Consider the following 17,555-nt stretch of genomic DNA (forward strand, 5'->3'; position numbering starts at 1 on the left):
GCTGTTTCCCTCGCGCTTCCAGGCCGGCGCCGCCTATTCCGCGGCGATCTTCGCCTTGGCCTCCTCGGCCTTCTTCGCATCCGCCTCGGCCTGGAGCTGGGCCGCGCGCGCCTCCACCATCTCGACCAGGTGGTCGATCATGGCTTCGGTGTCGGTCGTGTGGTCCTGCTTGCCGGTGGAATAGACCATGTGCCGCCCGGCGCCGCCGCCGGTCAGGCCGATATCGGTCATCAGCGCCTCGCCCGGGCCGTTCACCACGCAGCCGATGATGGACAGGCTGACCGGCTGGGTCACGTGGGCGAGCCGCTCCTCCAGCTTCTCCACCGTGCGGATCACGTCGAAGCCCTGCCGTGCGCAGGAGGGACAGGAGATGATCTTCACGCCGCGATGGCGCAGATGCAGCGACTTCAGGATGTCCCAGGCGACGGCGACCTCCTCCTCCGGCTCGGCGCTGAGGGAGACGCGCATCGTGTCGCCGATGCCGGCCCAGAGCAGGTTGCCGAGGCCAATGGCGCTCTTCACCGTGCCGGCGCGCTTGCCGCCCGCCTCGGTGATGCCGATGTGCAGCGGGTGGTCGCATTGCTCGGCGAGCTGCGTGTAGGCGGCGACGGCCATGAAGACGTCGCTCGCCTTCACGCTGATCTTGAACTCGTGGAAGTCGTTCTGCAGCAGGTGGTCGGCGTGCCAGAGCGCGCTTTCGACCAGCGCCTCGGGGTTGGGCTCGCCATACTTCTCCAGGAGGTGCTTCTCCAGGCTGCCGGCATTGACGCCGATGCGGATGGCGCAGCCATGGTCGCGCGCCGCCTTCACCACCTCCTTCACGCGCTCGGGCGAGCCGATATTGCCCGGGTTGATGCGCAGGCAGGCGGCTCCGGCCTCGGCCGCCTCGATGGCGCGGCGGTAGTGGAAATGGATGTCGGCGACGATCGGGACATTCACCTCGCGCACGATCTCGGCCAGCGCCGCCGTGCTTTCCTCATCGGGGCAGGAGACACGGACGATGTCCACGCCCGCCAGCTCGGATTTGCGGATCTGCGCGATGGTGGCAGCCGCGTCCGAGGTCAGCGTGTTGGTCATGGTCTGCACGCTGATGGGGGCGTCCCCACCCACCAAAACCTTGCCCACGCGGATCTGGCGCGACTTGCGGCGCGCGATGTGCTGATAAGGCCGGTAGCTCATGCATTCCCTCGGAAACGGCGTTCGGTCCGCAATATAGGCGCGGCCGCGGGAATGCCCAAGCTTGCTGTCGCCGCCCGCTACTGGCGCTGGGCGGGCGGGTTCAACCGGGCTGGCGCGGGCGGTGCCGCGGCGGGGGCGGCCGGGGCCTGCGTGCCCGCCGCTGGGCGCGGGCGGAGCTGATCCGGCACCAGGGGCACATCGCGGCGCACGCCGGGCGTGTTGCCGAAGGCAGGCGAGGGCTGGCCATCCACCAGGACCTCGATCATCGCCGCATTGCCGACCGAGAGCAGCAGCCCCTCGCGGTTGGGGACCACGAAGGTCTCGCCAGGCCGCATGTTGCGGGAGATGAGGGTCTGGTTGGCCCGGGTGTCGCGCACCTGCGTCCAGATCTCGGCCCGGGCGCGCAGCGTGATGCGCGGCTGGTCGGCCGGCGGTGCCGCGGCGGGCGGCGGCGCGGGCGTGGGCACCTGCACCGGGACGGGGGTGGGCACCGGCAGGGCGGGCACGATCACGGCGGCGCCGGGCGGCGTGGGGGAAGGTGTGGCGCTGGGCGCGGGGCTGGCCGCGGGGGTGGGCGCGGTCGCCGTGGTGCTGGGCGCGGTGGGGGCCGGGGTCGCGGGGCGGAGCGCCTCGCCCGTGCGGGCCGCGGGCTCGAGCCGGGCCGGCACGGGAGGCACGGCATCCACGGTGCGATTGCCGGTTCCGGCCCAATTGTACCAGGCGACATAGGCGCCGATGGCGATGACGGCGCCCGCCAGCACCAGCACGCCGGCCGGGAAGCCCCGCTCGGGCACGGGTTCGGGGAAGACGAGGTCGGTCTTGCGGGCGCCGGTGGCGACCGCATCGCGCAGGCGGCGGACCATCTCGCTCGGGTCGAGGCCAAGGGCGCCGGCATAGTTGCGGACGAATCCCACGGCATAGGCCGGCGAAGGCAGGTCCTTCAGGCGGCCCTCCTCGAGGGCGATCAGATAGACGCGCCGGATGCGCAGCTCCGCCGCCACGTCCTCGATCGAGAGGCCGAGGGCGAGGCGCGCGTCACGCAGTTCCTCGCCGAGGCGGGCTGCATCCACGGTCTGGGCCTCCTGGGGGCGGAAGCGTTTCATGTCGTCGAACACGAGCCCATGGTTAGCCCCTTCCGGGCGGGGGCGCAAAGCCCCCTTGCCGTTCCGGGGCGATTCCTCATGCGAGGCCGCGGCGGGCGGCCAACGCGGCCGCGGCCTGGCCCATCAGCTCCGCCACGATTTCGGCGGCCGGCTGCTCGCGCGAGACCATGCCGACCGACTGGCCGGCCATCAGCGAGCCCTGCTCCACATCGCCATCCACCACGGCCCGGCGCAGGGCGCCCGCCCAGAAATGCTCGATGTCGAGCTGCGCCTCCTCCTTGCCCAGCTCGCCCGCCTGAAACCGCTTCAGCACGGCCGCCTGGTGCTCCATGAAGCGCTTGGTGCCCTCGTTCTGCAGGGCGCGCACGGGGATGACCGGGAAGCGCTCATCCAGCTGGACGGTGGGCAGGGCGTCGCGCGCATTGCCGCGGATGAAGGCGCGCTTGAAGTTCGGGTGGGCGATGCATTCGGTGGCGCAGACGAAGCGCGTGCCGAGCTGGGCGCCGGCGGCCCCCATTTCCAGGTAGGACAGGATCGCCTCGCCGCGCCCGATGCCGCCGGCGACGAAGACCGGCACCTCGGTGATGTGGGGCAGGATCTCCTGCGCCAGCACGTTCAGCGACACCGGGCCGATATGCCCGCCCGCCTCGCTGCCCTCGATGACCAGGGCATCGGCGCCGGAGCGGATCAGCTTCTTGGCGAGCGCCAGCGCGGGCGCGAAGCAGATGATCTTCGCCCCGCCCTCCTTCGCGCGCTTGATCGCCGAGCCGGGCGGGATGCCGCCCGCGAAGACGATGTGCGAGACGCCGTGCCCGAGGCATGTGTCCACCAGCTGCTCCAGGCGCGGATGCATGGTGATCAGGTTCACGCCGAAGGGCTTGTCGGTCAGCGCCTTGGTGCCGGCGATCTCGGCATCCAGGTGGTGCGGCTCCATGGCGCCGCAGGCGATGACGCCGAAGGCGCCGGCATTGGAGAGGGCCGCCACCAGGTTGCGCTCGCTCACCCAGGACATGGCGCCGCCCAGCAGCGCATAGCGCGAGCCGAAGAAGGCGGCGCCGCGCGCCATCAGGCGGTCTACCTCGTCAAAGGCCGCTTGGGGGATCACCGCCGTCGCATCCATCAGGCGGCGTCCAGGCCGTAGGCGGTGTGCAGCGCGCGGACAGCAAGCTCGGTGTAGTCGGCGGCCACCAGCACGCTCACCTTGATCTCGGAGGTCGAGATCACCTGGATGTTGATGCCCTTGTCGGCCAGCGTCTTGAACATGGTCGACGCCACGCCCGCATGGGTGCGCATGCCGATGCCGACGACGCTGATCTTCGCCACGTCGGGGTCGGCGATCAGCGCCTCGAAGCCCAGTTCGGCCTTGGCCTTCTCCAGGATGTCGGTGCAGCGCGGCAGGTCTGAGCGGCCGACCGTGAAGGTCATGTCCGTGCCGCCATCGGCGCCGATGTTCTGGACGATCATGTCCACATTCACATTGGCGGCCGAAAGCGGGCCGAACACGCGGGCGGCAACGCCCGGGCGGTCGGGCACGCGGCGCAGCGTGACCTTCGCCTCATCGCGCGAATAGGCAATGCCGGAAACGATCGGCTTCTCCATGATCTCGTCCTCATCCACGACCAGGGAGCCTGGCTTGTCTTCAAAACTGGAAAGCACCTGCACGCGAACCCGCGCCTTCATGGCGAGTTCGACGGAGCGGGTCTGCAACACCTTGGCGCCCACAGACGCCAGTTCCAGCATCTCCTCATAGGAGATGCGCTCAAGCTTTTTCGCGCGCGGGACGATCCGCGGGTCGGTCGTGTAGATGCCGTCCACATCCGTGTAGATGTCGCAGCGGTCGGCCTTCAGGGCCGCGGCCAGTGCGACCGCCGAGAGGTCGGAGCCGCCGCGGCCGAGCGTCGTCACGCGGTTGCGCGTGGGCTCCAGCCCCTGGAAGCCGGCGACGACGGGGACCTGGCCCTGCTCCATCCGGCGGATCAGCTCGTCGCCCTCGATCCGGTCCACGCGGGCCTTGCCATGCGCGTTGTCGGTGATGATCGGCACCTGCCAGCCCTGCCAGGAGCGCGCCTCCACGCCGATGGCCTGGAGCGCGATGGCGGTGAGGCCGATCGTCACCTGCTCGCCGGTCGCGACCACGGTGTCGTATTCGCGGGCGTCATGCAGCGGCGAGAGGTCCTGGCACCATTTGACCAGCTGGTTCGTGGCGCCCGACATGGCGGAGACGACGACGGCCACCTGATGGCCGGCATCCACCTCGCGCTTCACGCGGGCGGCGACGTTCCGGATACGGTCGAGATCGGCGACGGAAGTGCCGCCGAACTTCATGACGATACGTGACATGCGAATTCCTGGCCGGCCCCGCCGAAGCAGTATCCCTTGGGGGGGCAGGCCTTGCGGTGGGCCCAAGGGCGGGTCAGATAACGTCCATGACGCGGATGGGCAACATGCCAGAGGGAAACAGGTCTGGCAGCGCAGACCTCAACGAAGTGGCGAAGTTCGACGCCCTGGCCCAGGACTGGTGGAAACCGACCGGCCCCATGGCCCCGCTGCACGCCATGAACCCGGCCCGGATGGGCTGGATCGCGGGCCAGCTCGGGCCGCTGGAAGGTTTGCGCATCCTGGATGCGGGGTGCGGGGCGGGCCTCGCGTCGGAATGGCTCGCCCGGCGGGGCGCCATCGTCACCGGCCTGGACGCGGCCGGCGCGGCGCTGGAGGCGGCGCGCGCCCATGCCGCGTCGCAAGGTGTCCGCGTGGACTACCGCGAGGGCACGCCCGAGGATGTCGAGGCCGGCGGTTTCGATGCCGTCATCTCGCTCGAAGTCATCGAGCATGTCCCGCCGGCTGAGCGTGCCGGGTTTTGCGCCGCCCTCGCGCGCCTCACACGGCCGGGCGGGCAGGTCTTCCTCTCCACGCTGAACCGCACGCGCCGCTCCTACCTTTTTGCCATCCTGGGCGCCGAGCAGATCCTCCGCTGGCTGCCGCGCGGCACGCATGACTGGAAGCAATTCGTGACGCCGGAGGAACTCGGCGCACTGCTGCGCGGCGCGGGCCTCGCCGTCACCGACGTGGCCGGCATGGTGCCGAGCCTCAGCACCGGCTTCCGCATCGCCCGCGACACGGGCGTGAACTACCTGATGGCGGCACGAAAGGTCTGAGCATGGTCAAGCACTGGGTCCGCTTCCGCACCGCCGCAGGTGCCGAGGGCTTCGGCACGCTGGGGGGCGAGAGCATCACGCCGCACACGGGCGAGATGTTCGGCGCGAATGCCCCCGAGGGCGCCCCCCTGCCGCTGGCCGGCGTCACCCTGCTGGCGCCCACGCGGCCGCTGCGTTTCGTCGGGCTGTGGAACAACTACCACGAGCTGGCGGCCAAGCAGGGAAACGCCATCCCGGAGACGCCGCTCTGGTTCCTGAAGTCGCCCGGCAGCGTGATCGGCCCGGGCGCGGCGATCCGCCCGCCCGCGGGCTATGCGGGCAAGACGCTCTATGAGGGCGAACTCGGCCTCGTCATCGGCCGCCGCGTCCATGGCGCCGACGAGGCGGAGGCCGAGGCCGCCATCTTCGGCCTGACCTGCGTGAACGACGTGACGGCGCTCGACATCCTGACCGCCGACCCCTCCTTCCCCCAATGGGCACGCGCCAAGTCGCCCGACAGCTTCGGCCCGATCGGCCCCTGCATCGCCGAGGGCCTGGATTGGCGGGAGCTGCGCGTGCAGGTCGCGCTGAACGGCCGCGTCCGGCAGGACTACGCCTGCGCGGACATGATCCTGCCGCCCGCCCGCATCGTCTCGCTGCTGTCGCGGGAGATGACGCTGGAGCCGGGCGATGTGATCGCCTGCGGCACCTCGGTGGGCGCGCTGCCCATGCGGCCGGGCATGGAGGTGGCGGTCACCATCCCGGGAATCGGGACGCTGACCAATCCCTTCGCCCCTGAGTGACCTCAGCCGCGGCTGGCGCCCAGATGCGCCACGCCCTCGATCTCGACGAGGATGCTGGGCTCGGCCAGCGCCGAGACCTCGACCAGGGAGCAGGCGGGGAAATCGCCGGTGAAGAATTCGCGCCGGGCCTTCCAGACCGCCTCGCGCTGGGCGATGTCGGTCACGAAGATCGTCAATTTCACCATATCGGCCATGCATCCACCGGCGGCCTCCAGCAGCGCCTGCATCTTGCCGAAGATGATGCGCGCCTGGGCCTCCATATCGGCGCCCTCGGGGGCGCGCAGCGCCTGGTCACGCGCGGTGAAGCCGGAAAGATAGGCAATGCCGTCCACCACGCGGCAATTGGACCAGAGGCCCGGCGGCGGCTCGGGGACGGCGGGGCTGGTGACGCGGCGGATTCGGGACATCGCATGTTCCTCCTGGACGGGCGACAGGCTGCCAGCTTCCCACCGATTGTCACCTGGGGCGGGGGGCGGGCCTGCCGGTTGCGACTTGACGCGCGGCCCTGCCCTCCCCTACACGCTCCCCTCCCGGGCGGCGCATGCGTGTCGCCCGTGGTCGTTCATGGGGCGCCCCCGGGCGCTTCCGGCCAGCGGCCATAACCTTTCAGTATCACGGGCAGCGTCGCCACGCGCGGCCGCCCGAAGGGCGCGTGTGATGAGCTTCGCAGTGATCCGCACTGGCGGAAAACAATACCGGGTGACGCCGAACGCCGTCGTCATCGTCGAGCGCCTGGAGGCTGAGCCGGGCGCCACCATCACCTTCCACGAGGTGCTGGCCGTGAGCAACGATGCCGGCCTGCAGCTCGGCGCGCCGACTGTGCCGGGTGCGACGGTCACCGCCACGGTGGTCGACCAGAATCGCGGCGACAAGGTGCTGATCCTGAAGAAGCGCCGCCGCAAGAACAGCCGGCGCAAGCGCGGCCACCGCCAGGAACAGACGGTCCTGCGCATCGCCACCATCGCGGCGTAAGAAGGAGCAAGACAGATGGCACACAAAAAGGCAGGCGGCTCCTCGCGCAACGGGCGTGACAGCCCCGGTCAGCGGCTTGGCGTGAAGAAATTCGGCGGCGAGCACGTGCTGGCCGGCAACATTCTCGTCAAGCAGCGCGGCACCAAGATGAAGCCGGGCACCAATGTCGGCGTCGGCCGTGACCACACGCTCTTCGCGCTGGTCGAGGGCCATGTGAAGTTCGCCCGCAAGGCCGAGGACCGCGTCCATGTCTCGGTCGAGCCGATCAAGCTCGCGGCTGAATAATCTGACGCCCTCGATGGCGTGACCAGCGGGGGCCCTCGTGGCCCCCGTTTTTGTTTCGGAGCGACCCTCCCGACCCCCGCCCACCCCCGAAGAAGGGGGGGTACAGGGGGGGCCCTGCCCCCCCTTGCCGCCATGCGAGTAGGGTTGGTGTCGCGGCTACTCGCATGGCGGCACAAACATGAAATTCCTCGACGAAGCCAAGGTGTTCATCAAGTCGGGCGACGGCGGCAACGGCGTCATCGCCTTCCGGCGTGAGCGCTTCATCGAATATGGCGGCCCCGATGGGGGCAATGGCGGCCGCGGCGGCAATGTCTATGCCGAGGCGGTGGAGGGGCTGAACACCCTGATCGACTACCGCTACGCCCAGCACTTCAAGGCCCGCAAGGGCGGCAATGGCGCGGGCAGTGACCGCACCGGGGCGGCGGCGCCCGATGTGACGCTGAAGGTGCCGGTCGGCACGCAGATCCTGGACGAGGACCGCGAGACGGTGATCGCCGACCTCGACGTGGTGGGCAAGCGCGTGCTGCTGGCCAAGGGCGGCGATGGCGGCTTCGGCAACGCGAACTACAAGACCAGCACCAACCGCGCGCCGCGCCGGGCCGATCCGGGATGGCCGGGCGAGGAGAAATGGGTCTGGCTCCGGCTCAAGCTCATCGCCGATGCCGGGCTGGTGGGGCTGCCCAATGCCGGGAAATCCACCTTCCTCGCCGCGGCGAGTGCGGCGCGGCCCAAGATCGCGGATTACCCCTTCACCACGCTGCACCCGCAGCTCGGCGTCGTGCGGTTGAACGCGACCGAGGAATTCGTCCTGGCCGACATCCCCGGCCTGATCGAGGGTGCCAGCGAGGGCGCGGGACTCGGCACGCGCTTCCTGGGCCATGTGGAGCGCTGCCGGGTGCTGCTGCACCTGATTGACGGCAGCCAGGCCGACCCGGCCGGCGCCTGGCGGATGATCCGCAACGAGCTGGAGGAATATGGCGGCGGCCTCGCGGAGAAGCCCGAGATCGTCGTGCTCAACAAGCTCGATGCGATGACGCCGCAGGCCCGCACCTCGCGCGTGAAGGCGCTGGAGCGCGCGACGGGCCGGCCGGTGATGCTGGCCGCGGGCGCCACCGGCGAGGGCGTGCCCGAGGTGCTGCGCGCCGTGATGGATGTGGTGCGGGCGAAGTAGGGCCCGCCCGCCCTCAGCGCCGCTCCTGCCAGGGCTCGCGGCGCGGGCCGCGCTCGAAGGCCACGATGCTGTCGTAGAAGGAGATGGCGCGGGTGGTGCGGGTGAATTCCGGCACCTCGGGCTCGGCCCCCACGCGCTCGGCCGGATGAGTGTGGTAGCGGCGGAAATTGGCGTGGATGCCGCTCCAGGCGTGCAGGTCCTTCACACGTTCCGCCGCGTAGTCGAGGAAGGTCATCCCCGGCCGGTCGTCCCACTGGCCGCCCCAGAGCGCCGTGTGGGTGTCCTCCACGATATAGACGCCGTCCGGCGTCATGGCGGGGTAGAAGACCTCGAAGCTCTCGATCTGCTGGTTGCTGGTGTGGCCGCCGTCATCCACCACGATGTCGGGCGTGCCGATCTCGGCCAGCACTTGGCGCAGGAAGGCGGGGTCGGCCTGGTCGCCGATGAAGACCTTCACGCCGGGGGGCGCCAGCTCGGCCGATTTCGGGTTGATGTCCATGCCGAAGATGCGGGCGCCGGGGCCGAGCCATTCGCGCCAGATCTCGAGCGAGCCGCATTCATCCACGCCGATCTCGAGAAGCGTCGGCGACTGGCCGCGATAACGCGCCAGGAAGGCGTCATAGATGTCGAAGTAGTGGTGCCACTTCGCCGTCTTGTGGACGCGCGCGCCGCGCTCCAGGAAGAGCCGGTACAGCTCGTTCGCGGGGTCCGACTGCAGGAGGCTGTCGGGGGTGGCCGGCTTGCGGCGGCGGAAAGGCCAGATCATGCGGCACACCTAGCGAGGGTGGCGGCGGCGCGCAATCTGCCTCAGGCCGGGCCCAGCACCTCGTCCACCGTGCCGTCCTGGATGATGACGCCGCCCTCGATGCGGATGGCGCGCGTGCACCAGCGGCGGACCACGGCCATGTCATGCGTGGCGAGCATCAGGATATCGGCGCCCGTGACCAGCTGCTTCAGCCGCTCCTCGGCGCGGGCCATGAATTCGGCATCACCGGCCAGGAACCATTCGTCCATGAGCAGGATCTCAGGCATCATGGCAGTGGCCAGCGCGAAAGCGAGGCGCACCTGCATGCCGGCGGAGTACCCGCGGATCTGCACGTCGATGAATTCACCGAGATCGGCGAAGGCGACGACCTCCTCGGCCATCGCCTCGGCCTCGGCCTCGGACATGCCGCGGTAGAGGCCGCGCAGCACGATGTTCTCGCGCCCCGTGGCCAGCGCCTCCATCCCAGCGCCGGGGTCGATGAGCGAGCCGATCTCGCCCTCCACGCGCAGCCGGCCCGCGACCGGCTCATAGATGCCGGCGACGGTCCGCAGCAGCGTGGACTTGCCCGCGCCATTGGGGCCGACCAGCGCCACGCGCTCGCCCCGCTCGATGGTGAAGGTGAGGTCGCGCAGGGCGGCGACGACGACGCGGTGGGACGGGTCCTCCTTCAGGCGGCGCGGCGTGGCGCCCATCAGGCGCCGCTTCAGCGAGCGGGCATTGTGGTGGTAGAGCGGATACTCGATCGCCAGGCCCTCGGCCTCGATGCGTGCCATGTCGGTCAGACCCAGAAAGCGACGCGGTTGCGGAACCGCGTGAAGAAGGTCTGGGCCACGGCCCAGACGATGCCGGTATAGAGGATCGCGGCGATCCAGACGGTGGCGGAGGCGCCGGTGCCCATGATCGGCCCGCGCATGGTCTCCATCACGGCGAAGAAGGGATTAAGCGGCAGGTAGACCTGCGCCCCCTCGATCAGCTCGGGCTTCCAGATCACGGGGGTGAGGAAGAAGGCGATCTGCATGACCGAGGCGACGATGGGCGGGATGTCACGGAAGCGCGCGCAGAGCAGGCCGAGCAGGAGCGAGCCCCAGAAGACGTTGATGGCGAGGAGCATCAGGCCCGCGATCGCCCAGAGCGCCCCCCAGCCCGGCTGCACGCCGAAGATCAGGAAGACGACGACGATGAGCGGCAAGTTGTGCGCGGCCACCACGGCGTTGCGGAACACGGTCCGCAGCGCGTGCACCGAATAGGGCAAGGGCATCTGGCGGACCACGCCTTCCGCCGAGGTGATGGTGGCGCAGGCCTCGGTCACCGCCTGGCCGATCATGGCCCAGATGATGAGACTGACGGCGAGCCAGGGCAGATAGACCCCCACCTCGATCTGGAAGAGCTTGGCGTAGAGGAAGCCGAGCGAGATCAGCATCACCGCGGTGGAGATGGTGACCCAAAGCGGCCCCAGGACCGAGCCGCGGTAGCGGTGGGTGATGTCCGTGCGGGCCAGCACCCAGGCGAGGCGCCAGCGCTGGAAGCCCTCCAGCAGGTCGGCGCGGGCGCGGGCGCCGCGCTCCGGGCGGGCGGCGTCATGTTCGAAGCATCGGGGCGAAGGGCGGGCCATGTCCGCGCCTATACACGCAGGGCCCAAGGGCCGAAAGCCGATGAGGGCTTCCGTTTGTAACCGGCGCGGTCGTATTGACAGGCCCGGGTCTTGTGTTAGGGCCCCACGGCTTTCCAGGAGACGATGCGCCTTGCTCTTCCTCATCACCGGCGGATACGGCTTCATCGGTTCGGCCGTGGTCCGGCGCCTTCTGACGACGACGGGCGCCACCGTCGTCAACGTGGACAAGATGACCTACGCCGCAAGCCCGGCCTCGCTCGGCATGCATGCGGGTGAGGCGCGGCACATCCATGTCCAGGCCGATATCTGCGACGTGGAGGCGATGCGCGCCGTCTTCGCCACGCACAAGCCCACGGCCGTGATGCACCTGGCTGCCGAGAGCCATGTGGACCGGTCGATCGATGGCCCGGCCGAGTTCATCCGCACCAATGTGGTGGGCACGCAGGTGCTGCTTGAGGCGGCCCGCGAATACTGGAACACGCTGGACGGCGCCGCCAAGGCCGAGTTCCGCTTCCACCACGTCTCGACCGATGAGGTCTTCGGCTCGCTCTATCCCGGTGATCCGCCCTTCACGCCCGAGACGCCCTATGATCCGCGCAGCCCCTATTCGGCGAGCAAGGCGGCGTCGGACCACCTCGTGCGCGCGTGGAACCACACCTACGGCTTCCCCTCCTTCGTCTCGAACACCACGAACAATTATGGCCCGTGGCAGTTCCCGGAGAAGCTGATCCCGCTGGTCACGCTGAACGCGCTGGAGGGCAAGCCGCTGCCCGTCTATGGCGAGGGCGCCAATATCCGCGACTGGCTGCATGTCGAGGACCACGCCGAGGCGCTGGTGCTGGCGCTGATGAAGGGCCAGCCGGGCGCCACCTACTGCATCGGTCCCCGGCAGGAGCGGACGAATCTTGAGGTGGTGAAGGCGATCTGCGCCACGCTCGACCGCCTCCGCCCCGACCCGGCCGGGCCGCGCGAGCGGCTGATCACCTTCGTGCGCGACCGTCCCGGCCATGATTTCCGCTACGCGATGGACCCCTCGGGCGCAGAGGCCGCGCTGGGCTGGAAGCCGCGCTACGATTTCGAGACCGGCCTCGAGCAGACCATCCGCTGGTACCTGGACCACGAGGCCTGGTGGCGGCCGATCCGCGAGAAGGCCTATGCCGGCCAGCGCCTGGGTGGCGTGAAGTCGTGAGCGCCCTGGCACCTCGCACAGCATTCACGATCGAGGCGTCCTCCTCCGAGGGCGCGAAGCGAACAGCCGAGCCGAAACGCTTCAGCGTTTCGAGCCAAGCCGGCAGAGCCGGCGCCCGGCGCTTGAGGGCATAGAATCATGAAGGGCATCATCCTGGCCGGCGGGTCCGGCACGCGGCTGCACCCGATGACGCTGGCGGCGTCCAAGCAATTGCTGCCGGTCTATGACAAGCCGATGGTCTATTACCCGCTCGGCACGCTCATGCTGGCCGGGATCCGGGACATCCTGGTCATCTCGACCCCGCAGGACCTGCCGGCCTTCCAGCGCCTGCTGGGCGACGGCTCGGCCTTCGGCATCACCCTCTCCTACGCCGAGCAGCCCTCGCCCGACGGCCTCGCCCAAGCCTTCCTGATCGGCGAGCGCTTCATCGACGGCCAGCCCTGCGCGCTCGCGCTGGGGGACAACATCATCTACGGCGAGGGCCTCTCGGTCCGGCTTGGCGCGGCGCGGGGCCGGGCGGAGGCGGGCGGCGCCACCGTCTTCGGCTATCGCGTGTCGGACCCCGAGCGCTACGGCGTGGCCGAGTTCGACAGCGCGGGCCGGGTGATCTCCATCGAGGAGAAGCCGCAGCAGCCCAAATCCGACTGGGCGGTGATCGGCGTCTATTTCTACGACAAGCGCGTCGTCGAGATGGCCAAGCGCGTGAAACCCTCGGCGCGCGGCGAACTCGAGATCACCGACCTCAACCTGCTCTACATGCAGGCGGGCGACCTCTCCTGCGAGCAGCTGGGCCGGGGCTGCGCCTGGCTCGATGCCGGCACGCCGGCCAGCCTGCTGCAGGCGGCGACCTTCGTGCAGACGGTGCAGGAGCGGCAGGGCCTCGTGGTCGGCTGCCCGGAGGAGATCGGCTTCCGCCGCGGCTTCCTCACGGCCGAGGAATTGCGCGCCCGCGGCAAGTCGCTCGGCAAGACCGCCTATGGCCAGTACCTGGTGCAACTTGCCGACGGGGCCTACGCATGAAGATCACGCCGCAAGCCATTCCCGATGTGCTGCTGATCGAGCCGAACCGCTTCGGCGATGCCCGCGGCTTCTTCAGCGAGGTATGGAAGCGCAGCGCGCTGGCCGCGCAGGGCTTCGCGGTGGATTTCGTGCAGGACAACCACTCGCTCTCGCGCGAGGTGGGCGTGGTGCGCGGCCTGCATTTCCAGCGGCCGCCGACGGCGCAGGGCAAGCTGGTGCGCGTGGTGCGCGGGCGCATCCTCGACGTGGCGGTGGACATCCGCCAGGGCAGCCCGACCTATGGCCGGCACGTCGCCTGCGAGCTCTCGGCCGAGAACTGGCACCAGCTCTGGGTGCCGCGCGGCTTCGCGCATGGCTTCATGACGCTCGAGCCGGACACCGAGGTGCTCTACAAGGTGGATGCCGAGTATGACCGCGCGACCGATGCCGGCATCGCCTGGGACGACCCGGCGCTGGGCATTGCATGGCCGGTGCTGCCGGGCGGCGTGATCCTGTCCGACAAGGACCGCAACGCGCCGCGCCTGGCCGAGATCCCGCCGCCCTTCCCGGCGGGCTCCGTCTGATGCGGCGCATCCTCGTCACCGGCCAGGGCGGCCAGCTCGCGACCGGCCTGGCCGAGAGCCTGCCCGCGCAGGGCTTCGAGGCGCTGCTGGTCGGCCAGCCGGATTTCGAGTTCGACAAGCCCGCGACGGTGATCACGGCCTTCGCGGCGCTGAAGCCCGAGGCGGTGGTGAATTGCGCGGCCTGGACCGCGGTTGACGCGGCCGAGGATGACGAGGCAGGCGCCTTCCGCGCCAATGCGCTGGGGCCTGCGCTGCTGGCGAAGCTCTGCGCCGAGGCCGGCATCCCGCTCATCCAGATCAGCACGGACTACGTGTATGACGGGCTGAAGGGCGCGCCCTACCTGGAGAGCGACCTGACCAATCCGCTCGGCGCCTATGGCCGCACCAAGCTCGCGGGCGAATGGGCAGCGCTGGCCGGCAACCCGATGACGAGCATCCTGCGCACCGCCTGGGTGTTCAGCCCGGTGGGCAAGAATTTCGTGCGCACCATGCTGGCCGTGGGCGCCACGCGGCCGGAGCTGCGCGTGGTGGCGGACCAGCACGGCCACCCGACCGCGGCGCCCGACCTTGCCGACGCGATCGCCGCCATCCTGGCGCGCATCCGGGAGACCGGCTGGCAGCCCGCCTATCGCGGCGTGTTTCACGCGCGGGCCGAGCAATCCACCCATTGGCATGGCTTCGCCGAGGCCATCTTCGCGGGCGCGGCCCGGTTCGGCGGCCCACAGCCGCGCGTCCTGCCGATCGCCACCCATGAATATCCGGTGAAGGCGGTGCGCCCCGCCGATGGCCGGATGGACGGCACGAAGCTCACCGAGACCTTCGGCGTGACCCTGCCGAGCTGGCAGGCGGGGCTTGAGCGGGTGCTCAAGGCCTTGCACCCGGGCGGCTGATGCCGCCCTACAGCCTGACCGATCTGGGCTCCGCCCCGGGCGGCGCACCGCGCATCCTGCACGGCCTCGCCGCGCGCGCGCCGCTGACCTTCCTGCGGCGCGCGGCCGAGGTCGCCTTCGAGATCGCCCAGGCCGCCCTGCTCGACCGCATCGCGCCGCTCAAGGCGGGACTGCGCGAGGTGGCGCCCGGGGCGGCGCCGCGCCAGGGCAATTCGTTGGCGCTCTATCTCCATTGGTCGCCCGATGGCCGGGTCTCGCCCATGGTGCTGCGACAATTGGCGCTGTGGCGGGAGGCCGGCTTCGACCTCGTCTTCGTCACCAATGCCGCGAACCGGCCGCCCGAGGCGGACTGGGCCGCGGTCGGCGCGCAATGCCTGCTCCGCCTGCATCGCGAGAATGTCGGGCGCGATTTCGGCGGCTGGCGCGATGCGGCGGGCGTGGCGCTCGCCCAATACGGCACGCCCGACGAACTCCTCCTGGCCAATGACAGCGTCCTCGGGCCCTTCCGGCCACTGGCGCCGCTGGTGGCCGCCTGGCGCGCAGGCGGCGAGGGCCTGTTCGGCATGACGGAGAGCGAGGGCGGCGGGCCGCATCTGCAATCCTACGCGCTGCTGGCCCGCGGCGCGGCGGCGGTTGGACTGCTCACCGCGCATCTCGCCGCCTTCCGGGACAGCCGGAGCAAATGGCGGGTGGTGCAGCAGGGCGAGATCGGCCTCTCCCGGCGGGCACGGGCGGCGGGGCTGCGCTGCGCCGCGCTCTTCGGCTATGCGCGCCTGACCGCGCTGGTGGATGACGCGACGCGCGCAAGCCTCGGCCCGCGTTTCGACAGCGCAGAGGCCTTCGCCCGCTATCCGCTGAATCCCTGCCACCATCTCTGGCGCGTGCTGGTGGAGCGGATGGGCTTTCCCTACCTGAAGACGGAGCTCGTCCGCCGCAATCCGGGCCGGCTGCCCGGGGTGGAGGATTGGCCCGGCCTGATGGCGCCCGAGGACGCCGCGCTGATCCGCGAGCATCTCGCCATGATGGGGCCCTGATCGAAACGCATGCGGCTCGATTGACAGCGCCCCCGCGGGACGGCAGAGACACCGCGCCCCGCGGGCCCAACCCCATCCAGAAAGTTGTCGCGCTCCATGGCTCCGCCGGATCAGGACCATCGCATTCACCCGCTGCGCCGCGTGGTGCGCCGCCTGCCGATGCTGCGCAAGGTCCTGCTGAAGACGCTGCGCCCGGTCATGCCGCAGATCGGGCATCTGGTCCGCTGGCTCGAAGCCGCCGACTACCAGGCCTGGTTCGAGCGCTGGCAGACCAGCAGCCCGGCCGATGATGCCGCCATCCTCGCCCAGCTTGGCCCCGCGCCCACCGCCTTCCTGGTGACCCTCCCGCGCGCGGATGCGGGGACGCGTGCGAATGTCGCGGCGCAGCTCGGCGTGCCGGTGGAGATTCTCGAGGGCGAGGCGCTGGCGCCAGAGCAGGCGCTGCCGGGCCGCTTCGTGCTGCACCTCCAGCCCGGGGACCGGCTGCTGCGCCACGCCCTGGCCGAATTCGCCATCGCCGCGGCGAGCGTGCCCGCCCCCCTCGTGATCTTCAGCGACGAGGATGCGCCGATGGGGGGCGGCACACGCCGCATGCCCTGGCTGAAGACCGCCTTCGACCCCGACCTGCTGTTGCAGCAACCCGCCCTCGGCCGGGCGGTGGCCTATGACACAGGCCTTCTCGCGCGGCACGGGCTGCTTGGCCTGCGCGGCCATGCGCTGATGGTCGCGGCGACGCGCGCGGCGGTGGCCGAGGCCGGCCCCGGTGCCGTCCGTCACCTCCCCGGCATCCTGCTGCGGCGCGCCGCCGGGCGCGGGCCGGCCTGGCGCGAGGGCCTGGACCTCGCCGGCGTCTCGCAGCTGCTGGCCGCGGCGGGCGAGCCTGTGCGGCTGGAGCCGCCCCGGGGCCGCAGCCCCGTGCCGCGCGCCATCTGGCCCCTGCCCGACCCCGCGCCGCAGGTCACCATCATCATCCCCACGCGCAACGGCACGGCGCTGATGGAGGCCTGCCTGGACGGGCTTCTGCGCCGTACCGACTATCCGGCCTTCGACATCATCGTCTGCGACAATGACAGCGATGACCCGGCACTGCTTCGCCGCTTCGAGGAGTGGTCGCGCGATCCGCGCTTCCGCGTGCTCCCCTGCCCCGGCCCCTTCAACTATTCGGCGATCAACAACCGCGCCGCGCGCGAGGCCAGCGGCGAGATCCTGCTCCTCCTCAACAACGACACCGAGATCCGCAGCCCGGACTGGCTGCGCGAGATGGTGAGCCATGCGGTGCGCCCGGAGATCGGCGCGGTCGGCGCGCGGCTGCTCTTCCCGAGCGGGCGCGTGCAGCATGCGGGCACGGTGCTGGGCCTCGCCGGCATCGCGGGGCATGACATGCTGCACACGCCGCAGAAGAGCCACGGCCCCTATGACCTGCTGCGCTTGACGCGCCGCGTCTCGGCCGTCACCGCCGCCTGCCTCGCGGTGCGGCGCGAGGCCTTCCTCGCCGTCGGCGGCTTCGACGAGGAGGGGCTGCGCGTGGCCTATAACGACGTGGATCTCTGCCTGAAGCTGCGGGCGTCGGGCCTGCACAACCTCGTCACCCCGCATGCGGAGCTGCTGCACAAGGAAAGCGCCACGCGCGGCGACGACATGTCGCCCACGCACAAGGCGCGCTGGCTGACCGAGCGCGCCACGATGCGCGCGCGCTGGGGCGAGGCGCTGGTGAACGACCCCTATTACAGCCCGCTCCTCTCGCTTGACCCGCCGGCGCGCATCCTGAGCGCGGCGCCCCGCCGCCTCGCGCCCTGGCGCGCCCCGGCCGAGCAACCGCCCCTGCCAGACTAAG

The 17,555-nt window shown here is 70.5% G+C and carries 19 protein-coding genes; 11 read left to right on the forward strand and 8 right to left on the reverse strand.

Translation table 11 applies throughout. The features are described from left to right. Positions 1 to 33: 33 nt before the first annotated feature. The 4 genes from ispG to R9Z33_RS18925 all read right to left on the reverse strand — a co-directional run bounded on the left by ispG (position 34) and on the right by R9Z33_RS18925 (position 4,622). Entirely contained in the window at positions 34 to 1,179 is a 1,146-nt protein-coding gene (ispG, locus tag R9Z33_RS18910; protein WP_318648113.1) for a flavodoxin-dependent (E)-4-hydroxy-3-methylbut-2-enyl-diphosphate synthase, read from the reverse strand. Positions 1,180 to 1,256: 77 nt separating this feature from the next. Beyond that, on the reverse strand, positions 1,257 to 2,282 hold the full coding sequence (locus R9Z33_RS18915) for a helix-turn-helix domain-containing protein (protein ID WP_318648114.1): 1,026 nt from the start codon (positions 2,280 to 2,282) through the stop codon (positions 1,257 to 1,259). Positions 2,283 to 2,358: 76 nt separating this feature from the next. Further along, positions 2,359 to 3,402 (reverse strand): NAD(P)H-dependent flavin oxidoreductase, encoded by a 1,044-nt coding sequence (locus tag R9Z33_RS18920; RefSeq protein ID WP_318648115.1) that lies wholly within the window; start codon positions 3,400 to 3,402, stop codon positions 2,359 to 2,361. Then, positions 3,402 to 4,622 carry an aspartate kinase gene (locus R9Z33_RS18925; RefSeq protein WP_318648116.1) on the reverse strand — a complete coding sequence of 407 codons (1,221 nt, stop codon included), beginning with the start codon at positions 4,620 to 4,622 and terminating at the stop codon, positions 3,402 to 3,404. Before R9Z33_RS18925 ends, R9Z33_RS18920 begins: the two co-directional genes overlap by 1 nt. A 104-nt stretch (positions 4,623 to 4,726) precedes the next feature. On the opposite strand from R9Z33_RS18925, the gene ubiG reads away from it, so the two are divergent. Beyond that, entirely contained in the window at positions 4,727 to 5,437 is a 711-nt protein-coding gene (ubiG, locus tag R9Z33_RS18930; RefSeq protein WP_318648117.1) for a bifunctional 2-polyprenyl-6-hydroxyphenol methylase/3-demethylubiquinol 3-O-methyltransferase UbiG, read from the forward strand. Between the two features lie 2 nt (positions 5,438 to 5,439). After that, a complete protein-coding gene (locus R9Z33_RS18935; protein ID WP_318648118.1) occupies positions 5,440 to 6,219 on the forward strand; it encodes a fumarylacetoacetate hydrolase family protein in 780 nt (259 codons plus the stop codon). Positions 6,220 to 6,221: 2 nt separating this feature from the next. On the opposite strand, the gene R9Z33_RS18940 is transcribed toward R9Z33_RS18935, so the two are convergent. After that, on the reverse strand, positions 6,222 to 6,626 hold the full coding sequence (locus tag R9Z33_RS18940) for a RidA family protein (RefSeq protein ID WP_318648119.1): 405 nt from the start codon (positions 6,624 to 6,626) through the stop codon (positions 6,222 to 6,224). 250 nt (positions 6,627 to 6,876) lie between these two features. Here R9Z33_RS18940 and rplU point away from each other — a divergent pair, with 250 nt between their 5' ends. From rplU to obgE, 3 genes are all read left to right on the forward strand, one after another. Next, positions 6,877 to 7,191: a 50S ribosomal protein L21 gene (gene rplU / locus R9Z33_RS18945; RefSeq protein WP_318648120.1), complete on the forward strand. Its 315-nt coding sequence runs from the start codon at positions 6,877 to 6,879 to the stop codon at positions 7,189 to 7,191. 15 nt (positions 7,192 to 7,206) lie between these two features. After that, entirely contained in the window at positions 7,207 to 7,476 is a 270-nt protein-coding gene (rpmA, locus tag R9Z33_RS18950; RefSeq protein ID WP_318648121.1) for a 50S ribosomal protein L27, read from the forward strand. Positions 7,477 to 7,654: 178 nt separating this feature from the next. Continuing rightward, positions 7,655 to 8,647 carry a GTPase ObgE gene (obgE, locus tag R9Z33_RS18955; RefSeq protein WP_318648122.1) on the forward strand — a complete coding sequence of 331 codons (993 nt, stop codon included), beginning with the start codon at positions 7,655 to 7,657 and terminating at the stop codon, positions 8,645 to 8,647. 13 nt (positions 8,648 to 8,660) lie between these two features. Here obgE and R9Z33_RS18960 read toward each other — a convergent pair whose 3' ends face one another. The 3 genes from R9Z33_RS18960 to R9Z33_RS18970 are packed head-to-tail and all read right to left on the reverse strand — an operon-like array spanning position 8,661 to position 11,025. Continuing rightward, positions 8,661 to 9,413: a class I SAM-dependent methyltransferase gene (locus R9Z33_RS18960; protein WP_318648123.1), complete on the reverse strand. Its 753-nt coding sequence runs from the start codon at positions 9,411 to 9,413 to the stop codon at positions 8,661 to 8,663. Positions 9,414 to 9,454: 41 nt separating this feature from the next. Then, positions 9,455 to 10,186: an ABC transporter ATP-binding protein gene (locus tag R9Z33_RS18965; protein ID WP_318648124.1), complete on the reverse strand. Its 732-nt coding sequence runs from the start codon at positions 10,184 to 10,186 to the stop codon at positions 9,455 to 9,457. A gap of 5 nt (positions 10,187 to 10,191) precedes the next feature. Beyond that, positions 10,192 to 11,025 carry an ABC transporter permease gene (locus R9Z33_RS18970; protein ID WP_318648125.1) on the reverse strand — a complete coding sequence of 278 codons (834 nt, stop codon included), beginning with the start codon at positions 11,023 to 11,025 and terminating at the stop codon, positions 10,192 to 10,194. A 130-nt stretch (positions 11,026 to 11,155) separates the two neighbouring features. On the opposite strand from R9Z33_RS18970, the gene rfbB reads away from it, so the two are divergent. From rfbB to R9Z33_RS19000, 6 genes are all read left to right on the forward strand, one after another. Next, positions 11,156 to 12,214: a dTDP-glucose 4,6-dehydratase gene (rfbB, locus tag R9Z33_RS18975; RefSeq protein WP_318648126.1), complete on the forward strand. Its 1,059-nt coding sequence runs from the start codon at positions 11,156 to 11,158 to the stop codon at positions 12,212 to 12,214. A 138-nt stretch (positions 12,215 to 12,352) separates the two neighbouring features. Further along, a complete protein-coding gene (rfbA, locus tag R9Z33_RS18980; protein WP_318648127.1) occupies positions 12,353 to 13,234 on the forward strand; it encodes a glucose-1-phosphate thymidylyltransferase RfbA in 882 nt (293 codons plus the stop codon). Continuing rightward, positions 13,231 to 13,797 (forward strand): dTDP-4-dehydrorhamnose 3,5-epimerase, encoded by a 567-nt coding sequence (gene rfbC, locus R9Z33_RS18985; RefSeq protein WP_318648128.1) that lies wholly within the window; start codon positions 13,231 to 13,233, stop codon positions 13,795 to 13,797. The genes rfbA and rfbC overlap by 4 nt, the downstream gene beginning before the upstream one ends. Beyond that, positions 13,797 to 14,687, forward strand: a complete 891-nt coding sequence (gene rfbD, locus R9Z33_RS18990; RefSeq protein WP_318648129.1) for a dTDP-4-dehydrorhamnose reductase — start codon at positions 13,797 to 13,799, stop codon at positions 14,685 to 14,687. Before rfbC ends, rfbD begins: the two co-directional genes overlap by 1 nt. Next, on the forward strand, positions 14,687 to 15,721 hold the full coding sequence (locus R9Z33_RS18995) for a hypothetical protein (RefSeq protein WP_318648130.1): 1,035 nt from the start codon (positions 14,687 to 14,689) through the stop codon (positions 15,719 to 15,721). The genes rfbD and R9Z33_RS18995 overlap by 1 nt, the downstream gene beginning before the upstream one ends. A gap of 96 nt (positions 15,722 to 15,817) precedes the next feature. Next, positions 15,818 to 17,554 carry a glycosyltransferase family 2 protein gene (locus tag R9Z33_RS19000; RefSeq protein WP_318648131.1) on the forward strand — a complete coding sequence of 579 codons (1,737 nt, stop codon included), beginning with the start codon at positions 15,818 to 15,820 and terminating at the stop codon, positions 17,552 to 17,554. The last annotated feature ends 1 nt before the right edge of the window (position 17,555 follow it).

Source organism: Sediminicoccus rosea (genome assembly GCF_033547095.1).
In the GTDB taxonomy this organism is placed as follows: domain Bacteria; phylum Pseudomonadota; class Alphaproteobacteria; order Acetobacterales; family Acetobacteraceae; genus Roseococcus; species Roseococcus rosea.